At 41.2% G+C, this 26,863-nt stretch carries 23 protein-coding genes and 7 tRNA genes; 8 read left to right on the top strand and 22 right to left on the bottom strand.

Features of this window, described 5'->3' with window-relative positions:
• Positions 1 to 596 precede the first annotated feature (596 nt).
• The 5 genes from M1F03_RS14075 to M1F03_RS14055 form a co-directional block, all read right to left on the bottom strand.
• Complete coding sequence (locus tag M1F03_RS14075) at positions 597 to 1,127, bottom strand: GNAT family N-acetyltransferase (RefSeq protein ID WP_154622624.1); 531 nt, start codon at positions 1,125 to 1,127, stop codon at positions 597 to 599.
• 177 nt (positions 1,128 to 1,304) lie between these two features.
• On the bottom strand, positions 1,305 to 2,030 hold the full coding sequence (locus tag M1F03_RS14070) for an amino acid ABC transporter ATP-binding protein (RefSeq protein WP_154622625.1): 726 nt from the start codon (positions 2,028 to 2,030) through the stop codon (positions 1,305 to 1,307).
• On the bottom strand, positions 2,027 to 2,707 hold the full coding sequence (gltK, locus tag M1F03_RS14065; RefSeq protein ID WP_154622626.1) for a glutamate/aspartate ABC transporter permease GltK: 681 nt from the start codon (positions 2,705 to 2,707) through the stop codon (positions 2,027 to 2,029). Before gltK ends, M1F03_RS14070 begins: the two co-directional genes overlap by 4 nt.
• Position 2,708: 1 nt before the next feature.
• A complete protein-coding gene (locus M1F03_RS14060; protein WP_251464563.1) occupies positions 2,709 to 3,449 on the bottom strand; it encodes an amino acid ABC transporter permease in 741 nt (246 codons plus the stop codon).
• 114 nt (positions 3,450 to 3,563) lie between these two features.
• Positions 3,564 to 4,457 (bottom strand): glutamate/aspartate ABC transporter substrate-binding protein, encoded by an 894-nt coding sequence (locus tag M1F03_RS14055; protein ID WP_154622628.1) that lies wholly within the window; start codon positions 4,455 to 4,457, stop codon positions 3,564 to 3,566.
• Positions 4,458 to 4,940: 483 nt separating this feature from the next.
• On the opposite strand from M1F03_RS14055, the gene M1F03_RS14050 reads away from it, so the two are divergent.
• From M1F03_RS14050 to M1F03_RS14030, 5 genes are all read left to right on the top strand, one after another.
• Positions 4,941 to 5,336 (top strand): metal resistance protein, encoded by a 396-nt coding sequence (locus M1F03_RS14050; protein WP_154622629.1) that lies wholly within the window; start codon positions 4,941 to 4,943, stop codon positions 5,334 to 5,336.
• 47 nt (positions 5,337 to 5,383) lie between these two features.
• A complete protein-coding gene (locus tag M1F03_RS14045; protein WP_251464562.1) occupies positions 5,384 to 7,441 on the top strand; it encodes a protein-disulfide reductase DsbD family protein in 2,058 nt (685 codons plus the stop codon).
• On the top strand, positions 7,438 to 8,166 hold the full coding sequence (locus tag M1F03_RS14040) for a DsbA family protein (RefSeq protein WP_154622631.1): 729 nt from the start codon (positions 7,438 to 7,440) through the stop codon (positions 8,164 to 8,166). Before M1F03_RS14045 ends, M1F03_RS14040 begins: the two co-directional genes overlap by 4 nt.
• 7 nt (positions 8,167 to 8,173) lie before the next feature.
• Entirely contained in the window at positions 8,174 to 8,674 is a 501-nt protein-coding gene (locus M1F03_RS14035) for a protein disulfide oxidoreductase (RefSeq protein ID WP_154622632.1), read from the top strand.
• A gap of 954 nt (positions 8,675 to 9,628) precedes the next feature.
• Complete coding sequence (locus tag M1F03_RS14030; RefSeq protein ID WP_251464561.1) at positions 9,629 to 9,925, top strand: hypothetical protein; 297 nt, start codon at positions 9,629 to 9,631, stop codon at positions 9,923 to 9,925.
• Between the two features lie 449 nt (positions 9,926 to 10,374).
• On the opposite strand, the gene M1F03_RS14025 is transcribed toward M1F03_RS14030, so the two are convergent.
• Complete coding sequence (locus M1F03_RS14025; protein WP_251464560.1) at positions 10,375 to 11,088, bottom strand: NUDIX hydrolase; 714 nt, start codon at positions 11,086 to 11,088, stop codon at positions 10,375 to 10,377.
• 150 nt (positions 11,089 to 11,238) lie between these two features.
• On the opposite strand from M1F03_RS14025, the gene M1F03_RS14020 reads away from it, so the two are divergent.
• On the top strand, positions 11,239 to 12,264 hold the full coding sequence (locus M1F03_RS14020) for an SPFH domain-containing protein (protein WP_251464559.1): 1,026 nt from the start codon (positions 11,239 to 11,241) through the stop codon (positions 12,262 to 12,264).
• Positions 12,257 to 13,180 (top strand): sugar kinase, encoded by a 924-nt coding sequence (locus M1F03_RS14015; protein ID WP_154625086.1) that lies wholly within the window; start codon positions 12,257 to 12,259, stop codon positions 13,178 to 13,180. Before M1F03_RS14020 ends, M1F03_RS14015 begins: the two co-directional genes overlap by 8 nt.
• A 69-nt stretch (positions 13,181 to 13,249) precedes the next feature.
• On the opposite strand, the gene lnt is transcribed toward M1F03_RS14015, so the two are convergent.
• The 5 genes from lnt to miaB all read right to left on the bottom strand — a co-directional run bounded on the left by lnt (position 13,250) and on the right by miaB (position 18,843).
• Positions 13,250 to 14,794: an apolipoprotein N-acyltransferase gene (lnt, locus tag M1F03_RS14010; RefSeq protein WP_154625085.1), complete on the bottom strand. Its 1,545-nt coding sequence runs from the start codon at positions 14,792 to 14,794 to the stop codon at positions 13,250 to 13,252.
• A complete protein-coding gene (corC, locus tag M1F03_RS14005) occupies positions 14,794 to 15,678 on the bottom strand; it encodes a CNNM family magnesium/cobalt transport protein CorC (RefSeq protein ID WP_154625084.1) in 885 nt (294 codons plus the stop codon). Before corC ends, lnt begins: the two co-directional genes overlap by 1 nt.
• A 181-nt stretch (positions 15,679 to 15,859) precedes the next feature.
• Positions 15,860 to 16,327: an rRNA maturation RNase YbeY gene (gene ybeY / locus M1F03_RS14000; protein WP_154625083.1), complete on the bottom strand. Its 468-nt coding sequence runs from the start codon at positions 16,325 to 16,327 to the stop codon at positions 15,860 to 15,862.
• Complete coding sequence (locus tag M1F03_RS13995; RefSeq protein ID WP_230085934.1) at positions 16,328 to 17,326, bottom strand: PhoH family protein; 999 nt, start codon at positions 17,324 to 17,326, stop codon at positions 16,328 to 16,330.
• Between the two features lie 86 nt (positions 17,327 to 17,412).
• Complete coding sequence (miaB, locus tag M1F03_RS13990; RefSeq protein ID WP_154625082.1) at positions 17,413 to 18,843, bottom strand: tRNA (N6-isopentenyl adenosine(37)-C2)-methylthiotransferase MiaB; 1,431 nt, start codon at positions 18,841 to 18,843, stop codon at positions 17,413 to 17,415.
• Between the two features lie 393 nt (positions 18,844 to 19,236).
• Between miaB and ubiF the strand changes: the two genes are divergently transcribed.
• Entirely contained in the window at positions 19,237 to 20,424 is a 1,188-nt protein-coding gene (gene ubiF / locus M1F03_RS13985; RefSeq protein WP_251464558.1) for a 3-demethoxyubiquinol 3-hydroxylase, read from the top strand.
• Between the two features lie 81 nt (positions 20,425 to 20,505).
• Here the strand turns inward: ubiF and M1F03_RS13980 are convergent, their stop codons facing one another.
• The 11 genes from M1F03_RS13980 to nagB all read right to left on the bottom strand — a co-directional run bounded on the left by M1F03_RS13980 (position 20,506) and on the right by nagB (position 26,802).
• Positions 20,506 to 21,846, bottom strand: coding sequence for a dicarboxylate/amino acid:cation symporter (locus tag M1F03_RS13980; RefSeq protein WP_195848205.1), 1,341 nt, complete (start codon positions 21,844 to 21,846; stop codon positions 20,506 to 20,508).
• 525 nt (positions 21,847 to 22,371) lie between these two features.
• Positions 22,372 to 22,446, bottom strand: a tRNA-Gln gene (locus M1F03_RS13975).
• 28 nt (positions 22,447 to 22,474) lie between these two features.
• A tRNA-Leu gene (locus M1F03_RS13970) sits at positions 22,475 to 22,559 on the bottom strand.
• A 6-nt stretch (positions 22,560 to 22,565) separates the two neighbouring features.
• A tRNA-Met gene (locus M1F03_RS13965) sits at positions 22,566 to 22,642 on the bottom strand.
• 71 nt (positions 22,643 to 22,713) lie between these two features.
• Positions 22,714 to 22,788 (bottom strand) — tRNA-Gln (locus M1F03_RS13960).
• Between the two features lie 33 nt (positions 22,789 to 22,821).
• Positions 22,822 to 22,896 (bottom strand) — tRNA-Gln (locus tag M1F03_RS13955).
• 29 nt (positions 22,897 to 22,925) lie between these two features.
• A tRNA-Leu gene (locus M1F03_RS13950) sits at positions 22,926 to 23,010 on the bottom strand.
• Positions 23,011 to 23,015: 5 nt separating this feature from the next.
• Positions 23,016 to 23,092: transfer RNA gene (locus tag M1F03_RS13945), tRNA-Met, on the bottom strand.
• A gap of 428 nt (positions 23,093 to 23,520) precedes the next feature.
• Positions 23,521 to 24,744, bottom strand: coding sequence for a DNA-binding transcriptional regulator NagC (gene nagC / locus M1F03_RS13940; RefSeq protein ID WP_154624765.1), 1,224 nt, complete (start codon positions 24,742 to 24,744; stop codon positions 23,521 to 23,523).
• Between the two features lie 11 nt (positions 24,745 to 24,755).
• Entirely contained in the window at positions 24,756 to 25,919 is a 1,164-nt protein-coding gene (gene nagA, locus M1F03_RS13935; RefSeq protein ID WP_154624766.1) for an N-acetylglucosamine-6-phosphate deacetylase, read from the bottom strand.
• 79 nt (positions 25,920 to 25,998) lie between these two features.
• Positions 25,999 to 26,802, bottom strand: a complete 804-nt coding sequence (nagB, locus tag M1F03_RS13930) for a glucosamine-6-phosphate deaminase (RefSeq protein ID WP_251464557.1) — start codon at positions 26,800 to 26,802, stop codon at positions 25,999 to 26,001.
• Between the last annotated feature and the right edge of the window lie 61 nt (positions 26,803 to 26,863).

The raw sequence follows: 26,863 nt of genomic DNA, 5'->3' as shown, positions 1-26,863 counted from the left end.
GATTGGTAGTGTTTTACGCAAAAAAAAATCAAAAATTAGCAAATGTTGCACAATATCTAGGGTGGCGTATTTATTCACTCTATTTTATTAGTGCTAAAGTGCAAAGATGCCCTAGAAACCAAATAAAGCATCAATAAATCAAATCAATGAAGAAAACCCATTTAATCTGTTTAACGGCCTTAATCTATTGATTGCGTTTTTGCATATGCTATTAGGGAGAGAGTGATGATTGAAATCTACGCCCAGTGCTATTGTGGTACAGTGAAATTTAAGGTTGCTTTGACAGATAGATACAACAGAGCAAAAAGATGTCACTGCCTGCTTGCTGAAGATGTAGGGAGGCATCACTATTTTAGAAGAAAAAGATAAACGAACGGAATACGCGGTTAACACAAAGCAAACCGCCCATTTTTTTATTCAATTTGCGAAATTGATACTTTCCATCAACGACGCGCAAGCCCACAAGAATAAGGCGTAAGCGTGACTTGCACTGAAGGCGTCTCTCTTTTTGATTTGGCATCGTTTTGAGGGATGGAATATCGCCATCCGAAAGGTGGGGCAACTTATTTATAAAAGTAAACGTGGTGCGTTAATGTTTATAATGTCTTATACCAAAATAATGCGACTTCATGCGCATTTTCCGTGCACAAATAGAGTGACTTATCATACCCATGAATGCGAAAACCGTGCTTGTAGTAGAATTTAGCGGCGGTGGTATTGGTGGATTGAGATTCTAATCTGATATGGGTTAAGCCATTATCGATTGCCCAAGCTTCAATTTTTTCGAGTAATTGTTTGGCGATACCTTTACCTCTATATGGCTCATCGATAGCCAATTCATCAAGTTGTGCCATGCCATTCCAACAAAGACTTGCACAGGCATAGCCAATAGTTTTATCACCCAATTTAGCAACATATAAAGCACTTAAACTCTCTTGTTCATTCAACCATTGCTCAGGAGAAAAATGATAATCCTTTAGGTAGGGCTTAATTGCTTTTTTCCTGTTGATATCCTCATAGGGATGGAGTAACTCATCGGTTATCATCACAGTAAAATGACAGCCCGAAATATCCAGAACAGCATCATCTTGCAAAGGGGTAATTGTTATTTGCTGAATATTTTTCATTATGGTTCTTAGATTATTAAATTGATATTAATTGGATTTCTAACCTATATCAGTATGTATTAGGGGGGCAACAATTTTTGGATAAACAAAAAATAGAAAGGGATAAGCGTGTCGTGTAGGGAGGAAGCCATAGAGAGACAGTCTCTCCCTATGGCTTGGAATAGGAATTAGTCACCACTAATGCAGTATTTTCGCGAGGAAATCTTTCGCTCTTTCTGATTTTGGATTAGCAAAAAAGTCTTCTTTTTTACTGTCTTCGACAATTTTACCTTCATCCATAAAAATCACACGGTTAGCGACTTTCTTAGCAAAACCCATTTCGTGGGTAACGACCATCATGGTCATACCTTCGTTGGCTAATTCGACCATAACATCAAGCACTTCATTGATCATTTCAGGGTCAAGTGCTGATGTCGGTTCATCAAATAGCATCGCTACAGGGTCCATACATAGAGCACGAGCGATCGCCACACGTTGTTGCTGACCACCGGAAAGCTGGGATGGAAATTTATTAGCATGGTTTGCCAACCCAACACGCTCTAACAATTTCAACCCTTTCGCTTCAGCCTCTTTTTTACTTCTATTTAGCACTTTAACTTGGGCAAGTGTTAAATTTTCGATAATAGATAGGTGAGGAAATAGCTCGAAATGTTGGAAGACCATACCCACTTTAGAACGTAGTTTTGCCAAATCAGTTTTTTTATCATTGACTTGGATACCATTTACAAAAATTTCACCCTGTTGAACAGGCTCAAGGCCATTCACCGTTTTTATTAATGTGGATTTACCAGAACCAGATGGCCCACAGACCACGACAACTTCACCTTTTTTGACTTCAGTTGTACAGTCAGTAAGTACCTGAAATTGGCCATACCATTTGGATATATTTTTCAGGGTAATCATGAAACAGTCCTTTTCTTAAGATAATTCACCAGCATTGAAGCGCCGAAACTGATAATAAAGTACACCAAGCCTGCAAACAATATCATTTCTACCTGTGTACCGTCGCGTTCGCCGATATTGGTGGCGGTACGGAAGAAATCCGTTAAGCTCAGCACATAGACTAATGATGAATCCTGAAATAGCACAATGCCTTGTGTTAATAACAGTGGGATCATAGCTTTGAAGGCTTGAGGTAGTATGACTAGCCTCATGGTTTGCATATTCGTCATACCGAGAGCCAATGCCGCAGAAGCTTGGCCTCGTGAAATACTTTGGATACCTGCTCGAATAATTTCAGAGTAATAGGCTGCTTCAAAAAGCGAGAAGGCTACCATTGCTGAAATTAAACGGATATCACTTTTTGGCGATATGCCTAGAACATTTTGGACTAAGTTAGGCACAATTAAATAGAACCACAATAACACCATGACTAATGGAATAGAGCGGAAGGTGTTCACGTACAGTGCCGCAAACCAGCTAATTGGTTTGAATGTCGAAAGTCGCATTACGGCAAGAACGGTTCCCCACAGTATCCCTACCACAATCGCTGTAATGGTGATTTTCGCTGTGATAATTAAGCCATCGAGTAAGAATGGCCAGCTTGGTACGATGGAGCTCCAATCAAATTCATAGAACATATTATCGCCCTCCTAATGTGCCAGGTAAGCGAACTTTACGTTCGAGCAAGGTCATTAACACCATAATGACGATATTGATGCCAACGTAGGCGAGGGTGATCGCAGTGAATGACTCCCAAGCATGTGCAGAGTAATCCAGCAATTTACCTGCCTGTGCCGCCATATCAACTAGGCCGATAGTTGAAGCAATGGCCGAGTTTTTGACTAGGTTAAGCATTTCAGACGTCATGGGTGGCAGAATAACTCGGTATGCGTTGGGTAACAGCACATAGCGATAAGTTTGTGGCAAAGTCAGTCCCATCGCGAGGCCGGCGCTTTTTTGTCCTCTTGGCAATGATTGGATAGCGGCTCTGACTTGTTCAGTCATACGAGCAGCAGTAAATAAACCAAGACACAGCGTAGAAGAGATAAAAAATTGATAGTTAGGATCTAAATCCATTTTAAACCAATCACCAATAGATTGAGGTAACAGCTCTGGGATCACTAAATACCAAGTGAAAAACTGTACAATCAAAGGCACATTGCGAAATAGCTCAACGTAAACAGTTCCCGTCATCGCGAGAAAGCGATTTGGAACAGTCCGTAAGATGCCAAAAAATGAACCGACGAGAAATGCGATGATCCAAGCACAGATGGAAAGTGCGACGGTAACTTCTAAGCCAGATAATAACCAACCTAAATAGGTGGTATTCCCAAATGGGGCTTCCTGTAGGAAAATCCCCCAATTCCAATCAATTGACATAATTCTACTTCCTGTGGGCAATTAGATTGACCCTACTACTGGTAAGAAAGTGCAAGGCGGGGAACGACCGCCTTGCAAATCTCACTTCAGTAACACCCTGTTTGTCTTTTTTATTTAGTTTAGAGCTTTGTCATTAGGTGATTTGAATAGTGTTTTCATTTCATCCGATAACGTGAATTTTAAGTTAAGATTTTTTGGTGGAATAGGTTGATTGAACCACTGGTTAAATGACTTCTCAGCGGTGCCATCTGTTTGTACTTTAGCGATAGTTTCATCGACCAGTGCTTTGAATTGAGGGTCATCTTTGCGCAGCATACAACCGTACGCTTCTTCAGACTGTGGTTTACCTACAATTTCCCAGATATCGGGTTTTTTCGCCTTCGCACGCTCACCTGCTAGTAATGCGTCATCCATCATAAAGGCAGCGGCACGGCCAGACTCCAGTGTACGGAAAGAGTCACCGTGGTCTTTTGCACTGATGATGCGCATCTTCATATTTTTTTCGTCATTAAGTTTATTGAGTAAAATTTCAGACGTTGTACCTGAAGTGACGACAACGTTTTTACCCGCGAGATCCGCAAAATCTTTGACTCCGGAGTCATTTTTAGTCAGTAGGCGAGTTCCTACAATGAAAATAGTATTTGAGAAAGCGGCTTGTTTTTGTCTTTCTAAATTATTGGTGGTTGAGCCACATTCAAAGTCATAGGTACCGTTTTGTAATAGAGGAATGCGGTTCTGTGATGTGATTGGAATGAGTTTAACTTCAAGATTAGGTTTATTAAGTTTCTTTTTGACCGCGTTAACAATCTCGTTGGAATAGTCTTGAGAATAACCAACCACCTTTTGGCTGTTATCGTAATAAGAGAATGGCACTGATGATTCACGGTGCCCGACAACAATGACACCATTGTCGTTAATTTTTTTTAGTGTACCGGTCAATTCTTCGGCTTGAACGGCACAGGTCGCACCTAACACCATCATAGATAATACAATCTTGCTCATACGCATAGTTACAGCTCCTTTCTGAGATCGGGTATCTGTCTTGTTTGTTGTGCTTGCTGATGTCTCGTTGATTCAATTGGAGTCGCGATCATCGGCTGTATGTTTTATTATTGTTAAAAACTAAATAAAAATGTTAAATAATGAAAACAAATTGTTTCAAAATCGGGAGCTGTCTCGCATATTATTTGGGCAGTTCCTAATTTGTTGCACTATTGCTGGGAAAAATGCGCTAAAAAAGCGAGTTATGCACCATTAGAGTGAAAAACAAGCTTATTTTTCGATGTCGTAAAGTTATAATGCATTTTACGTACCAGTTTTTAGAGAAAATGGATAAATATGACGAGGATTTGTAAAGTTAGATTATGTTACTTGTGTAAGGACGTTTGCTGTGTAAGATGTAACCTTTAGTAAATTGGTTAAATTTTAATAGTGGATTAACTAATCTGTATTTAACAGTGTGCATTTCAGGACGAATAGATAGAGACACGCATGAACAGGCAACTTAAATTAGGCAAAGGATTAGTATTACTCGCCTGTCTGATGGTTTTACTTTGTATGAACCAAAGAGCCCTCGGAGAGCGTCTTTTCGCCCATTTTTCGCCTCAATCCCCTGTTATACAACTGCAACAGAATGCACCGTCAGCTATTTTCCAAACCCCACAAATAGACGATAAAGGCTCTCACCTGTCTACCTGTGAGTTGAGTGCAAAATCCCTATTAACATTAACGCCAGCGGTTATTGAACCCTTTTTCTTTTTATTTCTATCAATCGCTGCATTAAGTCTTTTTTGCTCTAATCTATTCTCACGTCGAACAAATCGTGAAGATAAGCACCCACCACCTAAAGTTAGACTTCATCTACAATATTGTAATCTTCGAGATTAGAACACCATTGCGTTCGGCATGTTGGTGTTTTTTATTCTGGAGGAATTATGCGTTTTTTTATTAATGCGTTAATTATTTTGTCTGCTCTTTTATCTGGCATGATACATGCTGCGGATACTGGCTGGTTGACAGATAAACATAATGATCACGCAAAAGTACGTTTTTTAAGCGCTTCTCAAAAAGATGGGAAAGTCGCTTTATTATTGGATGTCCAACTACAGGATGGGTGGAAAACGTATTGGCGTTCTCCAGGAGAAGGGGGGATAGCCCCTGAGATCAATTGGCAATCACCTATCAAGAATATGGAGTGGCAGTGGCCAGCTCCAGGGCGTTTTGATGTCGCAGGGATTTCAACGCAGGGCTATATGGGGGATGTTGTTTTCCCTATTATTGTCGATGTGGATGAAAAGCTTAATAAACTTTCGGGTGTGTTAACGCTATCGACTTGTAGTAATGTCTGCATCTTAACGGATTACCCTTTTGAGCTTGATTTAACCGAGCCTGCGCCTTCAAACTTTGAATGGGCGTTTAATCAAGCGATGGGGAGTGTTCCGCCATCCAAAGGCTTAGTGAAAGATCCGACAGTTGGATTCACTGGCGATAAATTAGTGATTGAGCTGCAAAAGGCCTCTGGGGAACCTTGGCGTCACAACGCTGGGATCTTCACGGACACACCAGAAGGAACAACGTTAGGCGTTCCGAAGGTGAGTGTTGCGGATGGAAAATTGACCGCGATGATTGACGTCAGTGATGACTGGGGAGATAAAGCACCAGATCTTACAGGAAAAAATATCTCTTTTGTTGTCACAGAGGGTGAACTCTCACAACAAATTGATGTACCCGCTACGCCTTTTTCAGGGGTAATTAATCAAGGAAATAGCGGGCAGGCTATTCCACTGTGGCAGATCCTCGCCTTTGCCTTACTGGGTGGTTTGATTTTAAACCTGATGCCTTGTGTATTGCCTGTTCTTGCCATGAAACTCGGTTCAGTTTTAATGGTGCCGCAAGGTGAACAAAAAACTATCCGCCGGCAGTTCCTCCTATCGTCCTCGGGGATCCTGGTATCCTTCTGGTTACTCGCGTTGTTAATGACGTTATTACGGGTAGGTCAGCAAGCCGTAGGCTGGGGGATCCAGTTCCAAAATCCTTGGTTTATCGGGTTTATGGTCTTAATCACCGGAATCTTCACGGCTAACTTGTTTGGTTTGTTCGAAATCCACTTAGGCAGTAAGGCGAACACGCGTTTAGCAACTGCGGGGGGACAGGGTAATCGTGGACATTTCTGGCAAGGGGTATTTGCGACGTTACTTGCTACGCCATGCTCCGCACCATTTTTGGGCACAGCAGTGGCATTTGCATTGGCGGCACCTATTGAAGAGTTGTGGCTTGTCTTCACTGCGCTTGGTTTAGGAATGAGTTTGCCTTGGCTACTGATCGCTGCTTTCCCGGCGATTTCACGTCTGCTACCTAAGCCTGGCGCGTGGATGAATAAACTTAGAATCATCCTTGGTATGATGATGCTGTTGTCATGCTTATGGTTGATCAGTTTGCTGATCCCGCATTTCGGTGAAATAGCTGCATTAATAATCGCTATTGTCTTTTTATTATTACTTGTTGCATTTATTTGGAAAAAATACAGTTTACGAGCGGCATCTGTCGCATTTGTATTGTTTGCGTTGCTCGCGGCTGGATTCGCTTGGGTGGCCATGGAACAAACCACGGGTAGCCGCAATATTGTACAAGATAATGTGAATTGGCAGCCTTTAAGTGAAGAGGCGATAACACAAGCCCTGTCAGAAAATAAGCGTGTGTTCATCGATGTAACTGCTGATTGGTGTGTGACCTGTAAGGCAAATAAATATAATGTATTGTTGAGAGATGATGTACAGCAATTATTAAACGAGCCAGATGTTGTGGCATTAAGAGGGGATTGGACTAAACCCTCACCTGAAATTACCGCGTTTTTACAAAAGCGTGGGCAAGTGGCCGTACCATTTAACCAAATTTATGGCCCTAAGTTGGCAGAGGGTGAAATACTGTCAACAATACTTGATCGTGACGTTTTATTATCAATTATGAATGAGGCCAAAGGAGCCGAAAAATGAAAAAAACGATTGTAGCTGTCCTGTTTTCATCGCTAGTGTTTGGTGCAACTGCTCATGCGGCTCCATTAACAGCAGACCAAGAAGCGCAAGTTCGCAAACTGGTACGTGATACGTTGGTTGAAAATCCTGAAATACTAGAAGAAGCGATTGTTGCGTTGCAAGCTAAACAAGGCGAAAAGCAGCAAGCGCAGATGAAAGAAACCCTTAAAGCTGAGCATGATAAGCTGTTTAATGACCCTGCAAGCCCTCGTATCGGTGCTAAAGACGCTAAATTAGTTTTAGTTAACTTTACCGATTATAACTGTCCATTCTGTAAGCGTTTTGACCCTCAGTTAGAAGAGATAGTGAAGAAATACCCAGATGTTGCGGTGGTGATAAAGCCACTACCATTTAAAGGTAAAACGTCTGTTGAATCTTCACAATTAGCGCTGACATTGTGGGAAAAAGATCCAAAAGCATTCCAAGCCTTGCATCAAAAATTTATGCAAAAACAAGGAATGTTAACGGATGAAAACATTAAGCAAGCATTGAAGGCAACGGGTAACGAGAAACTGGTTGCTAATGATAAGAGCATGGAGACTATCCGTACGAATATGATGTTGGCTGAAAAACTGGGGGTTAATGGGACACCTGCAACTCTAGTTGGCGATGAAATGATCCCAGGAGCTATTGATACTCAACAACTGGAAGCAATTGTTAAAGCGCAATTAGAAAAAGTTAAGTAAGGAAAATATGGCTAGACTGAGAAAGTGGTCAAAAGAAATTATTGGTTTGGTGGTGATTCTGTTCATCGTCTTTACGGTAATGGATTTTTGGCGAAAACCTGAAAGCCTAGCTCCCGTTTTGCTTGAGCCACAAATGCTTGCAACAGGCGATAGTGTCTCGTTAGCAGAATTAAGCAAAAAACAGCCTGTTTTGGTTTATTTTTGGGCGACTTGGTGTGGGGTGTGTAAAATCACCTCACCGACTGTTGCTGATATAGCCAAATCAGGTGTTCCTGTTATTTCTGTTGCGATACGTTCAGGTGATAGCCAACGCTTGTTGGTGGGAATGGAAAAAAAGGACCTTAATTTTCCTGTCATTAATGACATGAATGGGCAACTCGCTAATGCCGTTGGTATAAGTGCTACGCCGACATTTATGATTATTGATAAAGGTGAAATGGTCAGTTTTACCAGTGGCTACACTAGCTATTGGGGACTTAAAGCACGCCTGTGGATGGCTTCTTTTTAATGAATGTCTTCGTTAGAAGGTTTGACAGTGCTATCAAATTTGCGTGAGGGATTAGGCTGAGCGATATACGTCGTTGCAAAGAAGCATTGTATGAGTGAATTTAAAACGTGTTAACGCGATTTGGAGCGTATTATTTTTTACGTTAGTGAGCGCGGTTATCAGCTTAAAAATATTACTTTACTATGCCCTTAATTTATATAGACGTATCGCTCTTATCCCAAACGGCTAATACATCATGGTGTGACTCATTATCAAATTAGCCTTTCTTGATTCAATCTAAGTAAGGCTTTTTTATCCTTAAATGGCGCATTAAGCTTAGCTGGGGGCTTGAAAAGCCTACTGTTACAATGCTTTTCTCGTGTTCTATAATGGTATTTTGGGTACGGTTGCTTATCGCCTATATTGACGTTGTTATCTCACGTCTCCACGTAACTTATCTTTTTTTGATTAAACCGGTAATGGCATCATTCTGTTAGGAATGCTTATCTGTTTTTATGGTTACTACTTGGCAGGATAAGGTGTTTAATGATAATAGATAAATGACTATTTTTAATATTGATCAAAATACATGCTCGATAAATAATCGAGTAATGAATTAAAATGCTTTTAATAAGTTAATATTTGGCGGGGCGACTTTAATTAATCAGAATTAGAGAATGTTACAGATTTAATTTGGTTAGACATTATGAGTATTAATCGAAAAGGAATTGAGTAATTTAACTTTATTTTGAATAAACAAATTCAGTATGGGTAAATAGAAAATCTAAATAAGAAAATCATGGTGGAATTTTAACAGGGTAGTCGTTCTTAATGAGAGCGCAAACTGCATAAAGATAAAAAATAAAATGAAAATAAAAAACATTGTCTTTTTTGATTTTATTTAATTTAAATTTTACCAACTTATACTATTGTTAATGGTGCAAGTTAAATATTAATTTAAAAAAGGAATGTAAGATGACTAATATTGTTAAAAATATATATTCGATTTCTGGTACTTCTTCTGAGGGGATCGTGGTTGAATTTAGTTACCAAAAAATGGATGATAGTGAGTTCTTATCACCACCTATTAAAGGTGACCTCAAATTTCTTGGTGGATCCGCAGAGGTATTTATGGCGTACTGGAACTATTATACAGAGTGTAAACTAAACTCAAAACCAGCAGATAAAATGGAATTAGAAATTATATTCCTTCCACCTAATGAAAATGTACCGAGTAACACGGTTGGTATTGCTATTTGTCGATATAAATAAGCACTACTATCATTTTAAAAAATAATTAATTGATGATGACTACTTTTATTAAACAAGTCTTCTAGTCTTGGGGGAAGTAGTCATCATTACTCGATAAGAATAAAAGAATAAGATTATAGCTTATTAAGCTGAGTGAGAAAAATGCTTTAATTTAAAAAATACCATATTAGATGATGTTATTTGTGGATAAATGATGCGGAGGGAAATAGAGCGCATTTTTATATTGAGTATGCCACTATTTTTAATAAAAAAATGAATATAGCATAATAAACTCATTTGCAAATTAATTTTCTCGTGAGCGATATCATTTTTGCAATGATTTGAGCGACCAGAGCCAATCAATTAATGAACTGGGATATATCATCATATTTATCGATGTATGACAGTATAGTGTTTGGTAATATAAAACCCTGTATTAAAAATACACACAAGGTTTTATAGTATTAAGATTAAAACTCCAAATTACGGATAAAACGGTAATCTGCTGATTCCGGTTTTAGACGATATAAGTTTGCTGGTCTACCTGTTTCTTGGCGTTTCTCTCCGGTATCAATTAATAAGTCGGCTTGTTCTAAGCGACGACGAAAAGATTTTTTTTGCAGTGTTTTACCAATGAGAACTTCATGAACGCGTTGCAATTCTGTCAGTGTGAAAACGTCAGGTAAGGCAAACCCTGGCACAATTGAATATAGCGATTTTTGTTTTAATCGTTCACGTGCTTGTCGATAGAGTTCATTATGGTCAAAGGCCAGTGGCATATTTTCAATTTCGTCAATTGTCACCCATTTAGCCGACTCAACACTATCAATATTGTGTTGGCATGCTTGATAGGCGATAAGAGCGGTATAACAAACCGTTACTGACCAGCCTCGTTTATCTCGGCTATCATTACCAATAGTGCAGAGTTGTTCTATGTAAGGTGGGATGATCCCCGTTTTTTCTTTCAGCTTGCGTAAAATAGCGTGTTCAAGAGTTTTGTCTTGAGTTTCATCAATAAACCCGCCAGGTAATCCCCACATCCCCTTATTCGGATAATTCGCGCGTTCAACAATCAATACTTTCAGCGTTTCTTCATGGTAGGTAAACAGGACGCCATCCACAGTGACAAGCGGGGAAAGATAGGCGTTTTTGTCATATTTAGCTAAATATTCTTGTTCATTCATAGTGTTATGACCATAAAAGCAGATTTATGTTGATGGTAATGATGATACGTTAAAATTTTCTTTGTGTCATTAAGACACTTATTGCTTGACAGGTTAGTGTCTATAGGACAATAATCTATTATTGTCACAAGGACACTAAAGAGGTTAACTATGTTTAATATTAATTATTTCAAGGCCAATTCTTCGAGTTTTATTATCAAATCAGTCAATGGCAAAGTGATTAAGCAAGGTAAGGGGCTCAGTTTTTGGTATAACTCCGCGACAACATCCATTTCTGTATTACCACTGAATGCACTTGAAGCGCCATTTATTTTTAATATGCAATCTGCTGATTTTCAAAGTTTACGGATTCAGGGGCAGGTTTCATTTCAAATTAGGTATCCTGAAAAAACGGCGGATGTGCTCAACTATAATCTTGCTCAAGATGGTCAGTCTTATGCCTCTGAAGATCCTCTAAAGCTCAGTGATAGAATCGTTCGTAGTGTACAAACGCTCATCCAAGCCAAAATTCAACGCACTTCAATGCGTAATGCATTGTTGATGGGGCAAACATTAGTTTCTGAAGTAACTCATCAGTTGGCTGTCCATGATGCATTAGCAACATTAGGAATCGAGGTTCTGGATATTTCGATAAGCGCAATTACCCCTTCACCAGAGACCTTAAAAGCGCTTGAAGCAGAGGCTAGAGAGTCAATTCTTAAAGAAGCCGACGATGCTATTTACGCTAGACGTAAATTTTCTGTTGAACAAGAACGCATGCTGAAAGAGGCTGAACTTGAAACAGACTTATCTATTCAAAACAAGCAGCAACAAATTGAAGAGGCGCGCTTAGAAAATGAACGTACTCTGTTGCGTGAAAGCGCTGAACTCGAACAAGAAAGATTGGCTGCCAAAGTTAATGAAGAAGCTAAACGCAATGAGCTGGTGGCTTTAAGCGTTGAAAATCAACGCATTCAATCCGATGCCGATGCGTATGCTATCCAAGCAAAAATGAAGGCTTATCGAGAACTCCCCGTGGAAAACTTAAAAGCAATGGCGTTGGCAAAAATGAATCCAGAGCAATTAATGGCAATGGCATTCGAGTCATTAGCGTTAAATGCGGGAAAAATTGGTGAGTTAAATATTTCGCCTGATCTATTTAGCCAAATAGTTAAAAAGGGCGCTAAACATGCATAGATTAGATGATGTTCGCTTTGTTTTGATTATGCGCAAAACGCGTATGCAGGAGTTGATTGAACGTTTTAATACATGGTCACAAGCCAAGTTTTATTTAGAACACAATCATGTTGAGGTCAATGATTATCTGGAAGAGCATAATCGGTATCTGAAGCAATTAACTGAGGCTGAAGCGATTCTTAGGTCATTGGGGCGATTCCAACTATTAGAACGCTCATTGCTGCCAAGCTATCAGTTTTCTCATCGTGATATTGTGATTGTCATAGGGCAGGATGGATTGGTTGCAAATGCATTAAAATATTTAAATGGTCAGCCTGTCATTGCAGTAAATCCAGACCCTACTCGCTGGGATGGTAAGTTATTGCCCTTTGAGATTAGTCAGCTTCGAGAAACCGTTTTAAAGACATTAAAAGAAAAGATGCCGAGTAAATCCATTACGTTTGCGCAGGCGACAACCAACGATGGACAGACATTATTAGCCGTGAATGATCTTTTTATTGGTCCTAAGAGTCACACATCTGCTCGTTATAAACTTAACTGGAATGGTCAGCAGGAATTTCAATCTTCATCTGGCATCATTGTTTCCACAGGATTAGGTTCAACCGGGTGGTTCCAGTCTATTTTAGCGGGCGCTTTAGCTGTGATGGGGGAGACCTCTCATCCTTTATCTCAAGGATTTTCTTGGGAGGAAAGTAAATTGCAATTTAGTGTTAGGGAGCCTTTTCCGAGCAAAACTACAGGGGTTAAATTGGTTTTCGGTGCCATTGATAGCCATTCACCTCTTCAGCTGGAATCACTTATGCCAGAAAATGGCATCATTTTTTCAGATGGGATTGAGGACGATTATTTGCATTTCAACTCGGGCTGCATTGCCTCTATTGGTATTGCAAAGGTAAAAGGGCAATTGATTGGTTAAATACTTAGTAATAAACAAGTTAAATAATAACCCCAGTAGTTTTATTTGGCATACTATTGGGGTTGATTATTATTTATTTGAATTGTTTTTTGGCCGGCGATCTAATGACAGCGCGATGAATATAAATATGACAACCACTCCCCACATAGGCCAATTACTCCAGCGCGCATACGGTGTTAAACCTGTGGTTGGAATAATTGATGTCGATAGTGTTGCCGCTTTAAATTGAGGTAATTCAGCTTGAACAGTTCCGTCTGCACGAATAACGGCGGTGACACCATTATTGGTGGCGCGTAATAGCGGGCGCCCAAGCTCTAAGGCTCTCATGCGTGCCATTTGGAAATGCTGCCATGGACCGATCGATTTACCAAACCATGCATCATTAGAAATGGTGAGCAGGTAATCGCTATCAGGTTGAAAGTTATCGCGAACCTGTGTACCTAGAATAATTTCATAGCAAATTGCAGCAGTCAGATGCATATTACCAACCGCAAGTTGAGCTTGCTGATAATCACCACGACTAAAACCAGACATTGGTAGGTTAAAGAAAGGTGCGATAGGGCGTAAAATATCTTCTAGTGGAACAAACTCACCAAATGGAACTAAGTGGTGTTTGTTGTAGCGATTTTGGGACGGATATAGGTAAGGTTTTTTGTCACCTAATACTATGATTGTATTGTAAAACTCATACTCACCATCAATAGGTCGAGCATCGACAATACCCGTGATGAGCCGAGTATTTGATTCTGCCAGCACTTTATCCAGTGATTTTAACCAAGATTGGTTATCAAGCTCAACGGACGGAACCGCTGATTCAGGCCAGATAATTAATGAGGCTTTGCCGATATACGGGCTAGATAGCTTAAGATAGGTATCTTTAATTTGTTGTAAGTAGCTTGCTTCCCATTTCATTGCCTGTGGGATATTTCCTTGAACTAAAGCGACGTCGGTCGCTTTTGATTCTAATGGGGTATACCACTGAAGATTTTTAAGCGCAAAAGGCGCAAAAAGTAGTACCGCCGCAATGGCAAGTACACTAAAACGACGACGCACGAGAGATAAAACAATCAATCCACTAATACTAAACAGTATTAAGGTAATCATTTCCACGCCGAAAATAGGGGCAAGCGCTTTCAATGGACCGTCGATTTGGCTGTAACCAAATTGTAGCCACGGAAAACCTGTAAGAACCCAGCCACGGAGAAATTCAGTAAGCTGCCAAATTGCAGGGGCTGCAAATACGAGTCGCCATACGTTTGCTGTTGGAAAAAATCGACTGAGTAGATAACCAAACAGCCCTGTGTATAAAGAAAGGTATGCGGCGAGCAATATAACGAGAAAAACGTTGACGGCTTCCGGCATACCGCCAAAGTCAGCAATACTGACATAAACCCAATTAACACCTGAGCCAAATAGGCCAAAGCCCCAGACAAAGGCAATTGCAAAGGATTGTTTGGCAGTGCGATGTAAGGTTAATAATTGGAGAAAGAGAATCGACAGGAGTGCCGCAGGCCATAAATCAAAAGGCGAAAAAGCCAGTGTACCACTGGCTCCGAAAATTAAAGCCAGTAGCAGGCGTAACCACTGACTTTGATAGGATGGCGCTAAGTTCATTAACTCTTTTCTTCATCTAAGGTTGGGACGGGAGCGCCATTAGGAATTTTTACATGCAGTAAAATAATCCGACGGCTATCCGCCATTGCAACTTTAAATTGATAGCCATCTATCGTGATAGTTTCACCTCGTGATGGCAAATGGCCGAAGGCTTGCATAACTAGGCCGCCGACAGTATCAACTTCATCGTCACTAAAATTAGTGTCAAACGCGTCATTGAAGTCTTCAATTTGGGTCAACGCTCTTACTGAATAGGAGTGCTGACTGAGTTGACGAATATCAACATCGTCTTCATCATCATACTCATCTTCAATTTCCCCAACAATAAGCTCTAAGATATCTTCAATGGTAACAAGTCCAGAAACACCGCCAAATTCATCAATAACAATGGCCATATGGTAGCGTTGTGAACGGAACTCTTTTAACAAGCGGTCGACCCTTTTACTTTCAGGGACAACAACAGCTTGGCGCAACACTTTGTCAATACTGAATGGCTCGGCATCGGTACGCATGAATGGCAATAAATCTTTTGCCATTAATAGCCCTTCAATATGATCTTTATCTTCACTGATAACAGGAAAACGAGAGTGTGCGGAATCGATGATGACATCAAGGCACTCATCCAGCGTTTGATTTCGTTTTAACGTCACAATCTGGGAACGCGGGATCATAATGTCACGTACCCGCTGATCGGCAATATCCATGACGCCTTCTAGCATGTCACGAGTATCTGGATCGATAAGGTCATTTTGCTGAGAATCACGGATCAGCTCGACCAAGTCATCACGGTTTTTAGGTTCACCATGGAAGAGGTGGTTTAATAGTGCAAAGAACCCTTTCTTAGGGCCAGGGTTGTCACTACTCGAAGAGTTATCGTCGCTCATGGCGTTTAATTAATTATTCCTCAATTAATAATAAGATTTATTAAGTTAACCAGTCAGTCGTTTAGGGGGATAATACACTCCTGCGAGTGTTCAACAAAAAGTGATATTGTTCACATTTACACCCTAAACGACAGGCTTTAAAGTTACTCAGCTAATATTTAACATAAAAATAGACTATGGGTCATTCTTTTTCTACTAGATAAGGATCAGCATAGCCCAATTCAGCTAAAATTTCTGTTTCTAGGCTTTCCATTTCTTCTGCTTCATCATCTTCAATATGGTCATAACCCAGCAGATGTAGGCAGCCATGTACCACCATATGTGCCCAATGCTCTTCCGCACTTTTTTGCTGTTCAATGGCCTCTTGTTCAACCACTTGGCGACAAATAATTAAATCACCAAGTAACGGTAATTCAACTTCCGGAGGTGATTCAAAGGGGAATGATAACACGTTAGTCGGTTTATCTTTGCCGCGATAAGTCAGGTTTAAATGGTGACTTTCTTCTTCATCAACAATACGAATGGTGACTTCACTTTGTGCTTGAAACTTAGGTAATACAGCTTCCAACCAGCGTTGAAATAGAGCTTCGCTGGGTAAATCAGTTGTTTCTTCACAAGCAAGTTGTAAATCGAGAATGACTTCACGCATTTAATGGTTTTCCTGCTTTTCTAATTCTTTTTGTTGTTCCCGTTCTTCTTTGAGTTGCTGACGACGTTTGCTATCCTGCTCTTCCCATTTTTCATAGGCAATAACGACTTTCGCCACCACTGGGTGACGCACAACGTCTTCGCTATGGAAGAAATTAAAACTCAATTCATCGACGTCGGAGAGAACCTCAATGGCATGACGCAAGCCTGATTTATTGCCTCGTGGTAAATCGACTTGAGTGATATCCCCTGTAATTACGGCCTTAGAGTTAAAACCGATACGAGTCAGGAACATTTTCATTTGCTCAATGGTGGTATTTTGGCTCTCATCTAAAATAATGAAGGCATCATTGAGTGTACGACCCCGCATATAAGCCAGTGGTGCGACTTCAATGACATTACGTTCGATGAGTTTCTCAACTTTCTCGAACCCAAGCATCTCAAAGAGTGCGTCGTAAAGTGGACGCAAATAAGGGTCCACTTTTTGACTCAGATCGCCCGGCAAAAAACCAAGTTTTTCGCCAGCTTCAACGGCTGGTCGAGTTAAGAGAATACGGCGTACTTCTTGGCGTTCAAGTGCATCAACGGCTGCTGCAACGGCAAGATACGTTTTCCCTGTACCAGCGGGGCCAATACCAAAGGTAATATCATGATCTAAGATATGCGCAATGTATTGGGCTTGATTTGGTGTTCGCGGCTTGATAACACCACGCTTGGTTTTGATATTAACGGCTTTGCCATAATCCGGGATGCTATCTGCGGCTTGCTCTAATACGCGGCTTTCAGAGATAGCAAGATGGATTTGTTCGGGGTCAATATCAGGGATCACGCCACGTATTGGGGCAGTCTCAACATAAAGTTGGCGTAAAATTTTACTGGCAGCTTGAACGTTAAATGGCTTGCCTGATAATTTGAAACGGTTATCACGACGATTAATTTCGATCGCAAGTCTGCGTTCTAGTTGCTTGATATTATCATCAAATGGCCCGCAAAGGCTCATTAAGCGTTGGTTATCTGCGGGCTCTAGAAAGATCTCTTGTGTTGCTATTTGCAACGGTTTTTTATCGGTCACTGAGTATCCTATCTTTAGGGTTGGTAGTTACCCACTCCAAGCTCATCTTCTTTACGAGTACGTGCGATGACGGAAGCTGGTGATTCGTGAACGCGTAAGTCCATTTGGTCTTCTGTGCGGATCACTTTACCGCGTAGTGAGTTGGCATAAACATCGACAATCTCTACGTCAACAAACTTACCAATCATATCGGGTAAGCCTTCAAAGTTGACTACACGGTTATTTTCAGTACGTCCTGAAAGCTCCATAACATTTTTACGAGAAGGGCCTTCGACTAAAACACGCTGCACTGTTCCCAACATAGCACGGCTATAGCTCATTGCTTGCTGATTTATGCGCTGTTGTAAGAGATAGAGACGCTGCTTTTTCTCTTCTTCACTAACATCATCTGGTAAGTCAGCTGCCGGTGTACCTGGACGTGCTGAGTAAACAAAGCTAAAGCTCATATCAAAATTGACATCGGCGATGAGCTTCATGGTTTTTTCAAAGTCATCATCGGTTTCGCCAGGGAAGCCAACAATGAAGTCAGAACTAATCAAAATATCTGGGCGTGCTTTTCGTAATTTACGAATAATGGCTTTATATTCGAGTGCGGTATGAGCACGTTTCATTAACGTTAAGATGCGATCTGAGCCACTTTGTACAGGCAAATGCAGGAAGCTGACTAACTCAGGAGTATCTTCATAGACTTCGATGATATCGTCAGTAAATTCAATGGGGTGGCTAGTGGTAAAACGAATACGGTCGATACCATCAATTGCCGCCACTAAACGAATTAATTCGGCAAAAGTACAAATTTCACCATCGAAAGTTTCACCACGATAAGCGTTTACGTTTTGGCCGAGTAGGTTAACTTCACGTACACCTTGTGCTGCTAATTGTGCAATTTCAAATAAGATATCATCACAAGGGCGACTGACTTCTTCACCACGTGTATAAGGTACGACACAGAATGTACAATATTTATTACAGCCTTCCATGATAGAAACAAATGCGGTAGGGCCTTCAGCGCGAGGTTCTGGAAGGCGGTCAAATTTCTCAATCTCAGGGAAGCTAATATCAATAACAGGGCTGCGAGTGCCTTTTACTTGATTAATCATTTCAGGCAAACGGTGTAGCGTTTGTGGGCCAAAAACAATGTCGACACTCGGTGCGCGTTGACGAATAAAATCCCCTTCTTGAGAGGCAACACAGCCACCGACACCAATGATGATATCAGGATTACTATCTTTAAAATTTTTCCAGCGCCCAAGCTGATGGAAAACCTTTTCCTGCGCTTTTTCACGGATCGAGCAGGTGTTCAACAGTAAGACGTCTGCTTCTTCAGGAATTTCAGTGATCTGATAACCATGGGTGCTTTCTAATAATGATGCCATTTTAGATGAGTCGTACTCATTCATTTGGCAGCCCCATGTTTTAATGTATAACTTTTTATTCGTCGACATGTTTATATCCGGTGTTTTCGAAGTGGCTTAGTATAATGGACTCCGAAACGCGTTGTATACCCGTTATACTTCAAGCAGCAGTGCTATACGCGCGTGCTCGAATTATTTTGTGTATAAATCCAAAGTCCTGTCCCGTTTTGGGAAGGCGTACGCATTTTTGATCACAAACATCACTCTATGATACGAAAAATGTCAAAATAGCCAGGCTCGAAAATTCTAAGGCTATGCGATACGCACTCTCAAAGACAGGTTATCGCCCATTGTTTTAAGATTAACGTGTATTGTATTCATTTGAAGCACCAGTGACCAGAGTCTGTGATAGAGATATTCCCTGTCAGTGTAACAATTTTTCGGTACACTACATAAATCAAACAGTTAATAGTAGCTAATGTAATGAATAAATTAACAGAATATTATGATGTTGTCGTGGTTGGGGCTGGCATGACAGGTGCAGCAGCAGCTTTGGGGTTTGCTCAAGAAGGGCTGAGTGTTGCATTACTCGAAAAAGCAGAACCAGCAGCATTCAATGTGAACAGCTCACCTGATGTTCGTATTTCTGCGATTAGTCGTTCATCTGTCGATTTACTCAAGCAACTTGGCGCTTGGCAGCATGTTGAAGCGATGCGTAGTGCGCCTTATCGGCAATTAGAAACGTGGGAAGAGCAGGGGAGTAACGTTGTTTTTGATGCCCATGACTTGGGGCTACCTGAACTGGGTTTTATGGTAGAGAATCGCGTTTTACAATTAGCGTTATGGCGAGAATGCGAAAAATACACCAACCTCGAGCGAATTTGTCCGGCACAGTTAACACATCTTTATCAACCTCATGGTCAAAAAGATTGGGTGATATCTTTGGATGATGGGCGTGATTTGCAAGCGAAGCTGGTTATTGGTGCTGACGGTGCCAATTCTCAAGTGCGCAAATTGGTAGGGATTGGCAGCCGTGGTTGGCAGTATCGCCAATCTTGCATGTTGATTACAGTGAAAACGTCTGAGCCACAGCAAGATAAAACATGGCAGCAATTTTTCCCATCGGGGCCTAGAGCATTTCTACCGCTTTATGATAACTGGGCGTCATTGGTTTGGTATGATAGCCCTGCCAAAATTCGCCGGTTGCAGTCAATGTCGATGGAGCAACTGACGGGGGCCATTTATGAAGCTTTCCCTGAACGTGTGGGGAATGTCGTCGCGGTTGCTTCTGGGGCGTTTCCACTCACCCGTCACCATGCGAATCGCTATGTTATCGAGGGGCTTGCATTAGTTGGTGATGCTGCCCATACCATCAATCCATTGGCTGGACAGGGTGTGAACTTAGGCTATCGCGATGTCGATGTGTTACTTAACGTGGTGACGCAAGCGAAAGAATACCTAGAGCCTTGGTCGTCTCTTGAAGTGCTAAAGCGTTATCAGCGTCGTCGTTTACCTGATAATTTAGTCATGCAAGCGGGCATGGATGTATTTTACATGGCGTTTAGTGAGAACTTGCCAGGTTTGAAAGTACTGAGAAATCTTGGTTTGATGGCAGCGCAACGTGCTGGAGAAGCGAAGAAGCTAGCACTGAAGTATGCTTTAGGGCTTTGAGCGTCATTTCAAATGAATAAGCCATAAGGGGAAGTCTCATCACAATGAGGCTTCCCCGATGAGGTTATCGCGAGGCGCTAATTATTTATCTTTCGCAACATCAAATGGCTGAGCATGATGGGAAGGGATTTCAACGTTTTCTTCAGTAATAATTGAATCGATACTTTCCCCTTTTGCTGCAAATGCCCTAGCCAGTTTGTCGGTGTCTAATTCTTTTTCCCAACGTGCAACGACGATACAGGCACAAGCATTCCCCACCAAGTTAGTGAGTGCACGACATTCGGACATAAAGCGGTCGATACCTAAGATTAATGCCATACCTGCTACGGGAATACTTGGAACGACCATTAGTGTTGCCGCTAGAGTAATAAAACCGGCTCCAGTAACGCCTGCGGCACCTTTTGAGCTGATCATTGCCACAAGTAACAGTGAAACTTGCTCCCAAATTGTTAGGTCAATATTTGTTGCTTGGGCAATAAACAACGCTGCCATGGTCATATAAATATTGGTGCCATCAAGGTTAAATGAATATCCTGTTGGAATCACTAAGCCAACGACAGATTTTTCACACCCTGCATGCTCCATCTTCCTCATCAAGCTCGGTAAGGCTGCTTCAGAGGATGACGTGCCTAAGACTAGCCAAAGCTCATCTTTAATATATTTGATGAGTTCAATAATGGAGAAGCCATTATATTTAGCAACCGCACCTAATACGATAAGCACAAACAATAATGACGTAATATAGAACGTCATGATCAGCATCATTAAGTTGCCGATAGAAGAGATACCATATTTACCTATCGTGAATGCCATCGCACCAAATGCACCGATAGGAGCCAGTTTCATTAGCATGGCAACCATTTTGAACACAGGTTCAGAAAAGTTTTGCAGTAATTTCACAATTGGCTCACCGTGCTTACCGGTAGCAGCAAGTGCTAAACCAAAAATCACCGCAATAAATAACACTTGAAGGATATTCCCGTTCACAAGTGGGCTAATGACAGTATCAGGAATGATATTCATCAAGAAACTGACAATCGATGATTCGTGAGCTTTCTCTACATAACCTGCGACTTTGCTACTATCAAGAGTTGCAGGGTCAATATTTAGACCTGAGCCAGGGCGAATAATGTTAGCCACGATCAAACCAATGATAAGTGCAATGGTTGAGAAGGTAATAAAGTAGAGCATGGCTTTTCCAGCAACACTCCCGACGGCCTTCATGTTGCTCATGCCTGAAATGCCTGTCACGACGGTTAAGAAGATGACTGGTGCAATAATCATTTTAACGATCTTGATGAAGGCATCACCAAGTGGTTTTAAGGATTCTCCGATATCAGGAAAAAAGTGACCAAGTGCGATACCTAGCACGATGGCGACAATGACCTGTACATATAGGATTTTATAGAGTGGTTGTTTCATCATGTTTTGCATAAATTTTCTCTGTAAAGTATTGCATTGCTGCAATTTATAATTATTAGGTTGTGAGAACTTTTTATTTATTTGGGGTCATGAGTTGGATAATGCATGAGTCATGGCGGAAGGTAGAGGGCTCCCGAAAGCCATTAATCGGTACTAACCAAAATCTGACTGGAGATTACCACTATTAGTCGTTATGAAAAAATGACTAAAATCACATAATTGATATCAGAGATAATTAAAAGTAAAAAAAATGTTCTAATTGTTATTTTATGATGCTTATAGGTAATAAGAACAGGTAAACCCCAGTATTATGGTTATTAAAAGGAGGGGGCTAGTTACCTTAAATAGGGAAAAGTCTGAAAGTTAATTGGTGAAAATGTGAGTAAAACTTAATAATTGAAGTGAAATAAATAAAAGTCAGGGTTAGGTGTTTCTATTGGAAGGCGAATAATAATAAGCAAAAAAAAACCACCCTTAATAAAGGATGGTTTCTTATAACCCGTACTAAGACCGGCTATATAAATATGGCTGGGGTACCAGGATTCGAACCTGGGAATGCCAGGATCAAAACCTGGTGCCTTACCGCTTGGCGATACCCCAATACTTAATTTTATTCCCTAGAAGGGAATGGTGCGGGAGGCGAGACTTGAACTCGCACACCTTGCGGCGCCAGAACCTAAATCTGGTGCGTCTACCAATTTCGCCACTCCCGCAAAACATGGTGGCTATGACGGGATTCGAACCTGTGACCCCAACATTATGAGTGTTGTGCTCTAACCAGCTGAGCTACATAGCCATCTATACAGTTAATCTATCTTTATAAAGTTACTGTATGGGATTTTTAAGACATTCCTTGGAGAGGAGAGATGGCTGGGGTACCAGGATTCGAACCTGGGAATGCCAGGATCAAAACCTGGTGCCTTACCGCTTGGCGATACCCCATCCGAGGATGTCTTCAAATTTGTTGATTTAAGATGGCTGGGGTACCAGGATTCGAACCTGGGAATGCCAGGATCAAAACCTGGTGCCTTACCGCTTGGCGATACCCCAATCTTAAATTCTATTACCGAGAAGGAAAATGGTGCGGGAGGCGAGACTTGAACTCGCACACCTTGCGGCGCCAGAACCTAAATCTGGTGCGTCTACCAATTTCGCCACTCCCGCAAACATGGTGGCTATGACGGGATTCGAACCTGTGACCCCAACATTATGAGTGTTGTGCTCTAACCAGCTGAGCTACATAGCCATCTTTTTGCATTACCTTCATCGGCGTTGCGGGGCGCATTATGCTAATTACAGCTGAGACAGTCAACTGCTTTTTTCACTATTTTTGTGAAAATGCGTCCGTTTGTTTGATGAATAATCATTTTGTCGATAAAGACAGCAAAAAACAAGACTTGCATCAAAATAACGGAAGTGTGTCACATGAAGGCGATTATCTCTGCTGCGATATATCGTAATAAATTATGATGTAAATAATGAAGTTAGAAAACAAACAGTCTCCGTCAAAATTCTCAACGGTATTGTGCGAATTAAGGCTTAGTTTTTACGTTTATTAGCATGAACATGGCACGATATAAACGTCTGAGTCTTTATTTTTTGTCTAATTTAATGCACAAAAAACCAGAAGTGCAACGGGCAAATTCTGGTTTTTTTGAACAATGATAAAAAGGACTAGTTATCGAGGAGTTTTTGGAGTAATTCACCATTGAGCATGGCACGTTTAGTCAGGGCGAATGCGCCAATTGCCGAGTTATGAACCAATTGTGAAGTCACAACGGGTAAATTTTCGCGAAATCCCTTCAAAGCTTGTGTATCAATACAGCTTTGAATCGCAGGTAGCAATACCTGCTCAGCTTCGGTGATATCACCCGCAATCACTACTTTTTCAGGGTTAAATAAGTTTATTGAAATGGCGATAGCTTTACCGATTTGGCGGCCCACATGCTGAATGACTTCCGTTGCGAGTGGATCATTTTTATTTGCGGCTTGGCAAATTTGTTGAATGGTGCATTGCTCCAGTGAGAGTGAGCTGACAAAGCCTTGTTCTAAGCGTTGTTTTACTCGATTTTCAATAGCTTGATTGGAAGCGATTGTTTCAAGACAGCCAAAGTTGCCGCAATGACACAGCTCACCTAAAGGGTCCACTTGAATATGCCCAATTTCACCGAGATTCCCCCGATGATTTAGCAGAATTTCATTGTTGATAACCAACCCAGCACCTGTACCCCGATGTATTCTCACCAGTAGTGAGTCTTCACAATCCTTGGTGGCGCCAAAGTAGCTTTCAGCTAACGCGAGACTGCGAATATCATGACCCACATAGCAGGTAATTTTAAAATGCGCTTGTAAATTATCAATGAGATGCCAATTATCTACTTTGATATGCGGCATATAGTGAACGATACCGTTATGGGGGTTCACAAGGCCCGGTAAGATCACGGATATTGCAATAAGCTCTTTAATGCGTCGCTGATTGAGAGCAATAAAATCTTCAATCGCTTCAGTCAGTTTTTGCTCTAAGGCTTGTTGGGATGGTGCTGAGATAGGGTAATGGGCATCATTGAGCAGTTTGCCGCTTAAATCATACAGTGCGACGGTAGCATCATAACGACCCAAGCGCACACCTATCGTATGAAAGTTTTTATACTCAGATACGATAGATATGGCACGTCGGCCTCCGGTTGAGGCCTGTTGGTCGACTTCTTTAATTAAGCCGCGTTCGAGTAGCTGACGAGTGATTTTGGTGACACTTGCAGGCGCAAGTTGGCTCTGTTCTGCAATTTGGATGCGAGATATAGGACCCTGTTGGTCAATTAGGCTATATACCACGGCACCGTTGAGTTGTTTTACCAGATCAATATTACCAATTTGCTTTAGCGAGTGACTATGGTTCATCAGCTATATACTCATTTTTTGTAGACTTCCTCTCCATTGACATAAGTTGATAGGATTTGGAAGTCGTGGTTAAACGCAGTTAAGTTTGCAACCTTACCCGGTGCAATCGAGCCTAAGCTAGATTCGACACCAATGGCTCTTGCGGGATAAAGTGTTGCCATCCTTAATGTTTCATCTAATGCGATACCGACATGTTCTACCGTATTTTTAACTGCTTCAATCATTGTTAGTGATGATCCGCTGAGGGTTCCGTTCTCATCAACACACAATCCATCACGGTAGTATATGGTTTTGCCTGCGAAGATAAAATGATCCATTTCACCAGTTTGTGGATCAATACCAGCAGGCGCTGTAGCGTCCGTAACTAAAACTAATTTATCACCTTTCAAGCGCTTACTGTTACGAATATTTGCCCATTGAACATGAAGACCATCTGCAATAATGCCAGCATACACTTCAGGAGTATCATAAATTGCCCCAACTAAGCCTGGGCCTCTCCCTGAGATATATGGCATTGCATTAAATAAATGGGTCGAGAAACCAATACCTGCTTTAAAACCAAGACGAGCTTCTTCATAGGTTGAGTTTGAATGGCCCGCTGAAACCACAATACCAGCGTCAGTGAGTTGTCGGATATAGGACTCATCCACTATTTCAGGCGCTAAAGTGACTTTGGTAATCGCATCAGCATGCGCCACTAAATGCGCTATCATTTCTGCTGAAGGTTTACGAATAAACTCAGGATTGTGAGTACCTTTTTTAATCACGTTGATGTAAGGGCCTTCTAGATGTAATCCAAGAGCTTGATGATGATGCGTTTTTAGATATTCAGTCATCACCTCAATGGCATGTTTCATGAGGTCATCAGAACAAGTAATTAACGTTGGTAGGTAGCTTGTGCATCCGGTACGTTCATTGGCTTTTTGCATTATCTCCAGATGCTTCAGTGTCACATTTTCTTTGTTGTCATTGAATTGGACACCACCGCAGCCATTGACTTGTAGATCAATAAAACCGGGAGAAAGAATCGCACCTTGTAAATCATGTTGCTCGATACCTGCTGGGAGTTGGTTTAATGGGCAGATATCTTTAATAAGAGCACCATCAATGATGACGGCGTGATTATCTAGTCTTTCATGACCGGTATATATAATACAATGAGTTAGTGCATACATAGTCTTTGGCTCCTGACTTCTGGAGAGATAAACTTCGGGTCACCGACTTGCTTTCACAAGTCGGGTGTTCGAATGATTATTAATTAAATGCTTCGATAATGTCTGATTCTAATTGACTGAAATATTTTAGCGTTTTTACTTTTAGCTCAAGTGTCGCTGGCTCATCACAGACGATCAGTGCTTTTTGGTGCATCTGTACACAACTGACGGTCCATAAATGGTTGACTGAACCTTCAACCGCGGCTTGTACAGCGTTTGCTTTATTCGCACCAGTCGCTAATACCATCAATTCTTCGGCATCCATTAACGTTGCGACGCCAACGGTTAATGCATACTTAGGAACTTGGTTCACATCGTTATCAAAGAAGCGTGAGTTAGCGATACGAGTCTCTGGTGTTAACGTCTTGATGCGCGTACGAGAGCTTAATGATGAACCGGGTTCGTTAAATGCGATGTGTCCATCGTTACCAACACCACCCATAAAGAGGTTAATTTTGCCGTAGGATTTGATCTTGTCTTCATAACGTTGACATTCCGCATCAACATCAGGTGCATTACCATTGAGTAAATTGATGTTTTCTTTTTGAATATCAATGTGATTGAAAAAATTTTCATACATAAAGGTATGATAACTTTGTGGATGATTTTCTGGGATACCGACATATTCATCCATATTGAAGGTGACAACATGCTTAAAGCTCACTTTGCCAGCTTGATATAGAGCAATAAGCGCTTTGTAGGTTGCAAGCGGGGTTCCACCGGTTGGCAAACCTAGCACAAAAGGACGCTCGGTAGTTGGGTTAAATGCATTGATTTTGTCTACGATATATTGTGCAGACCAAATCCCAACGGCGTGAGCCGTTTTTAGTGGCAGAAGCCTCATGATACTTACCTCTAGTAACAGTCTGTTAATTCTATGAAATCTTGAATATTTTTTATCTGGC

It is taken from the genome of Providencia sp. PROV080 (assembly GCF_033688105.1).
Taxonomy (GTDB): domain Bacteria; phylum Pseudomonadota; class Gammaproteobacteria; order Enterobacterales; family Enterobacteriaceae; genus Providencia; species Providencia zhejiangensis.
This window is presented reverse-complemented; position numbering and strand designations above follow the sequence as displayed.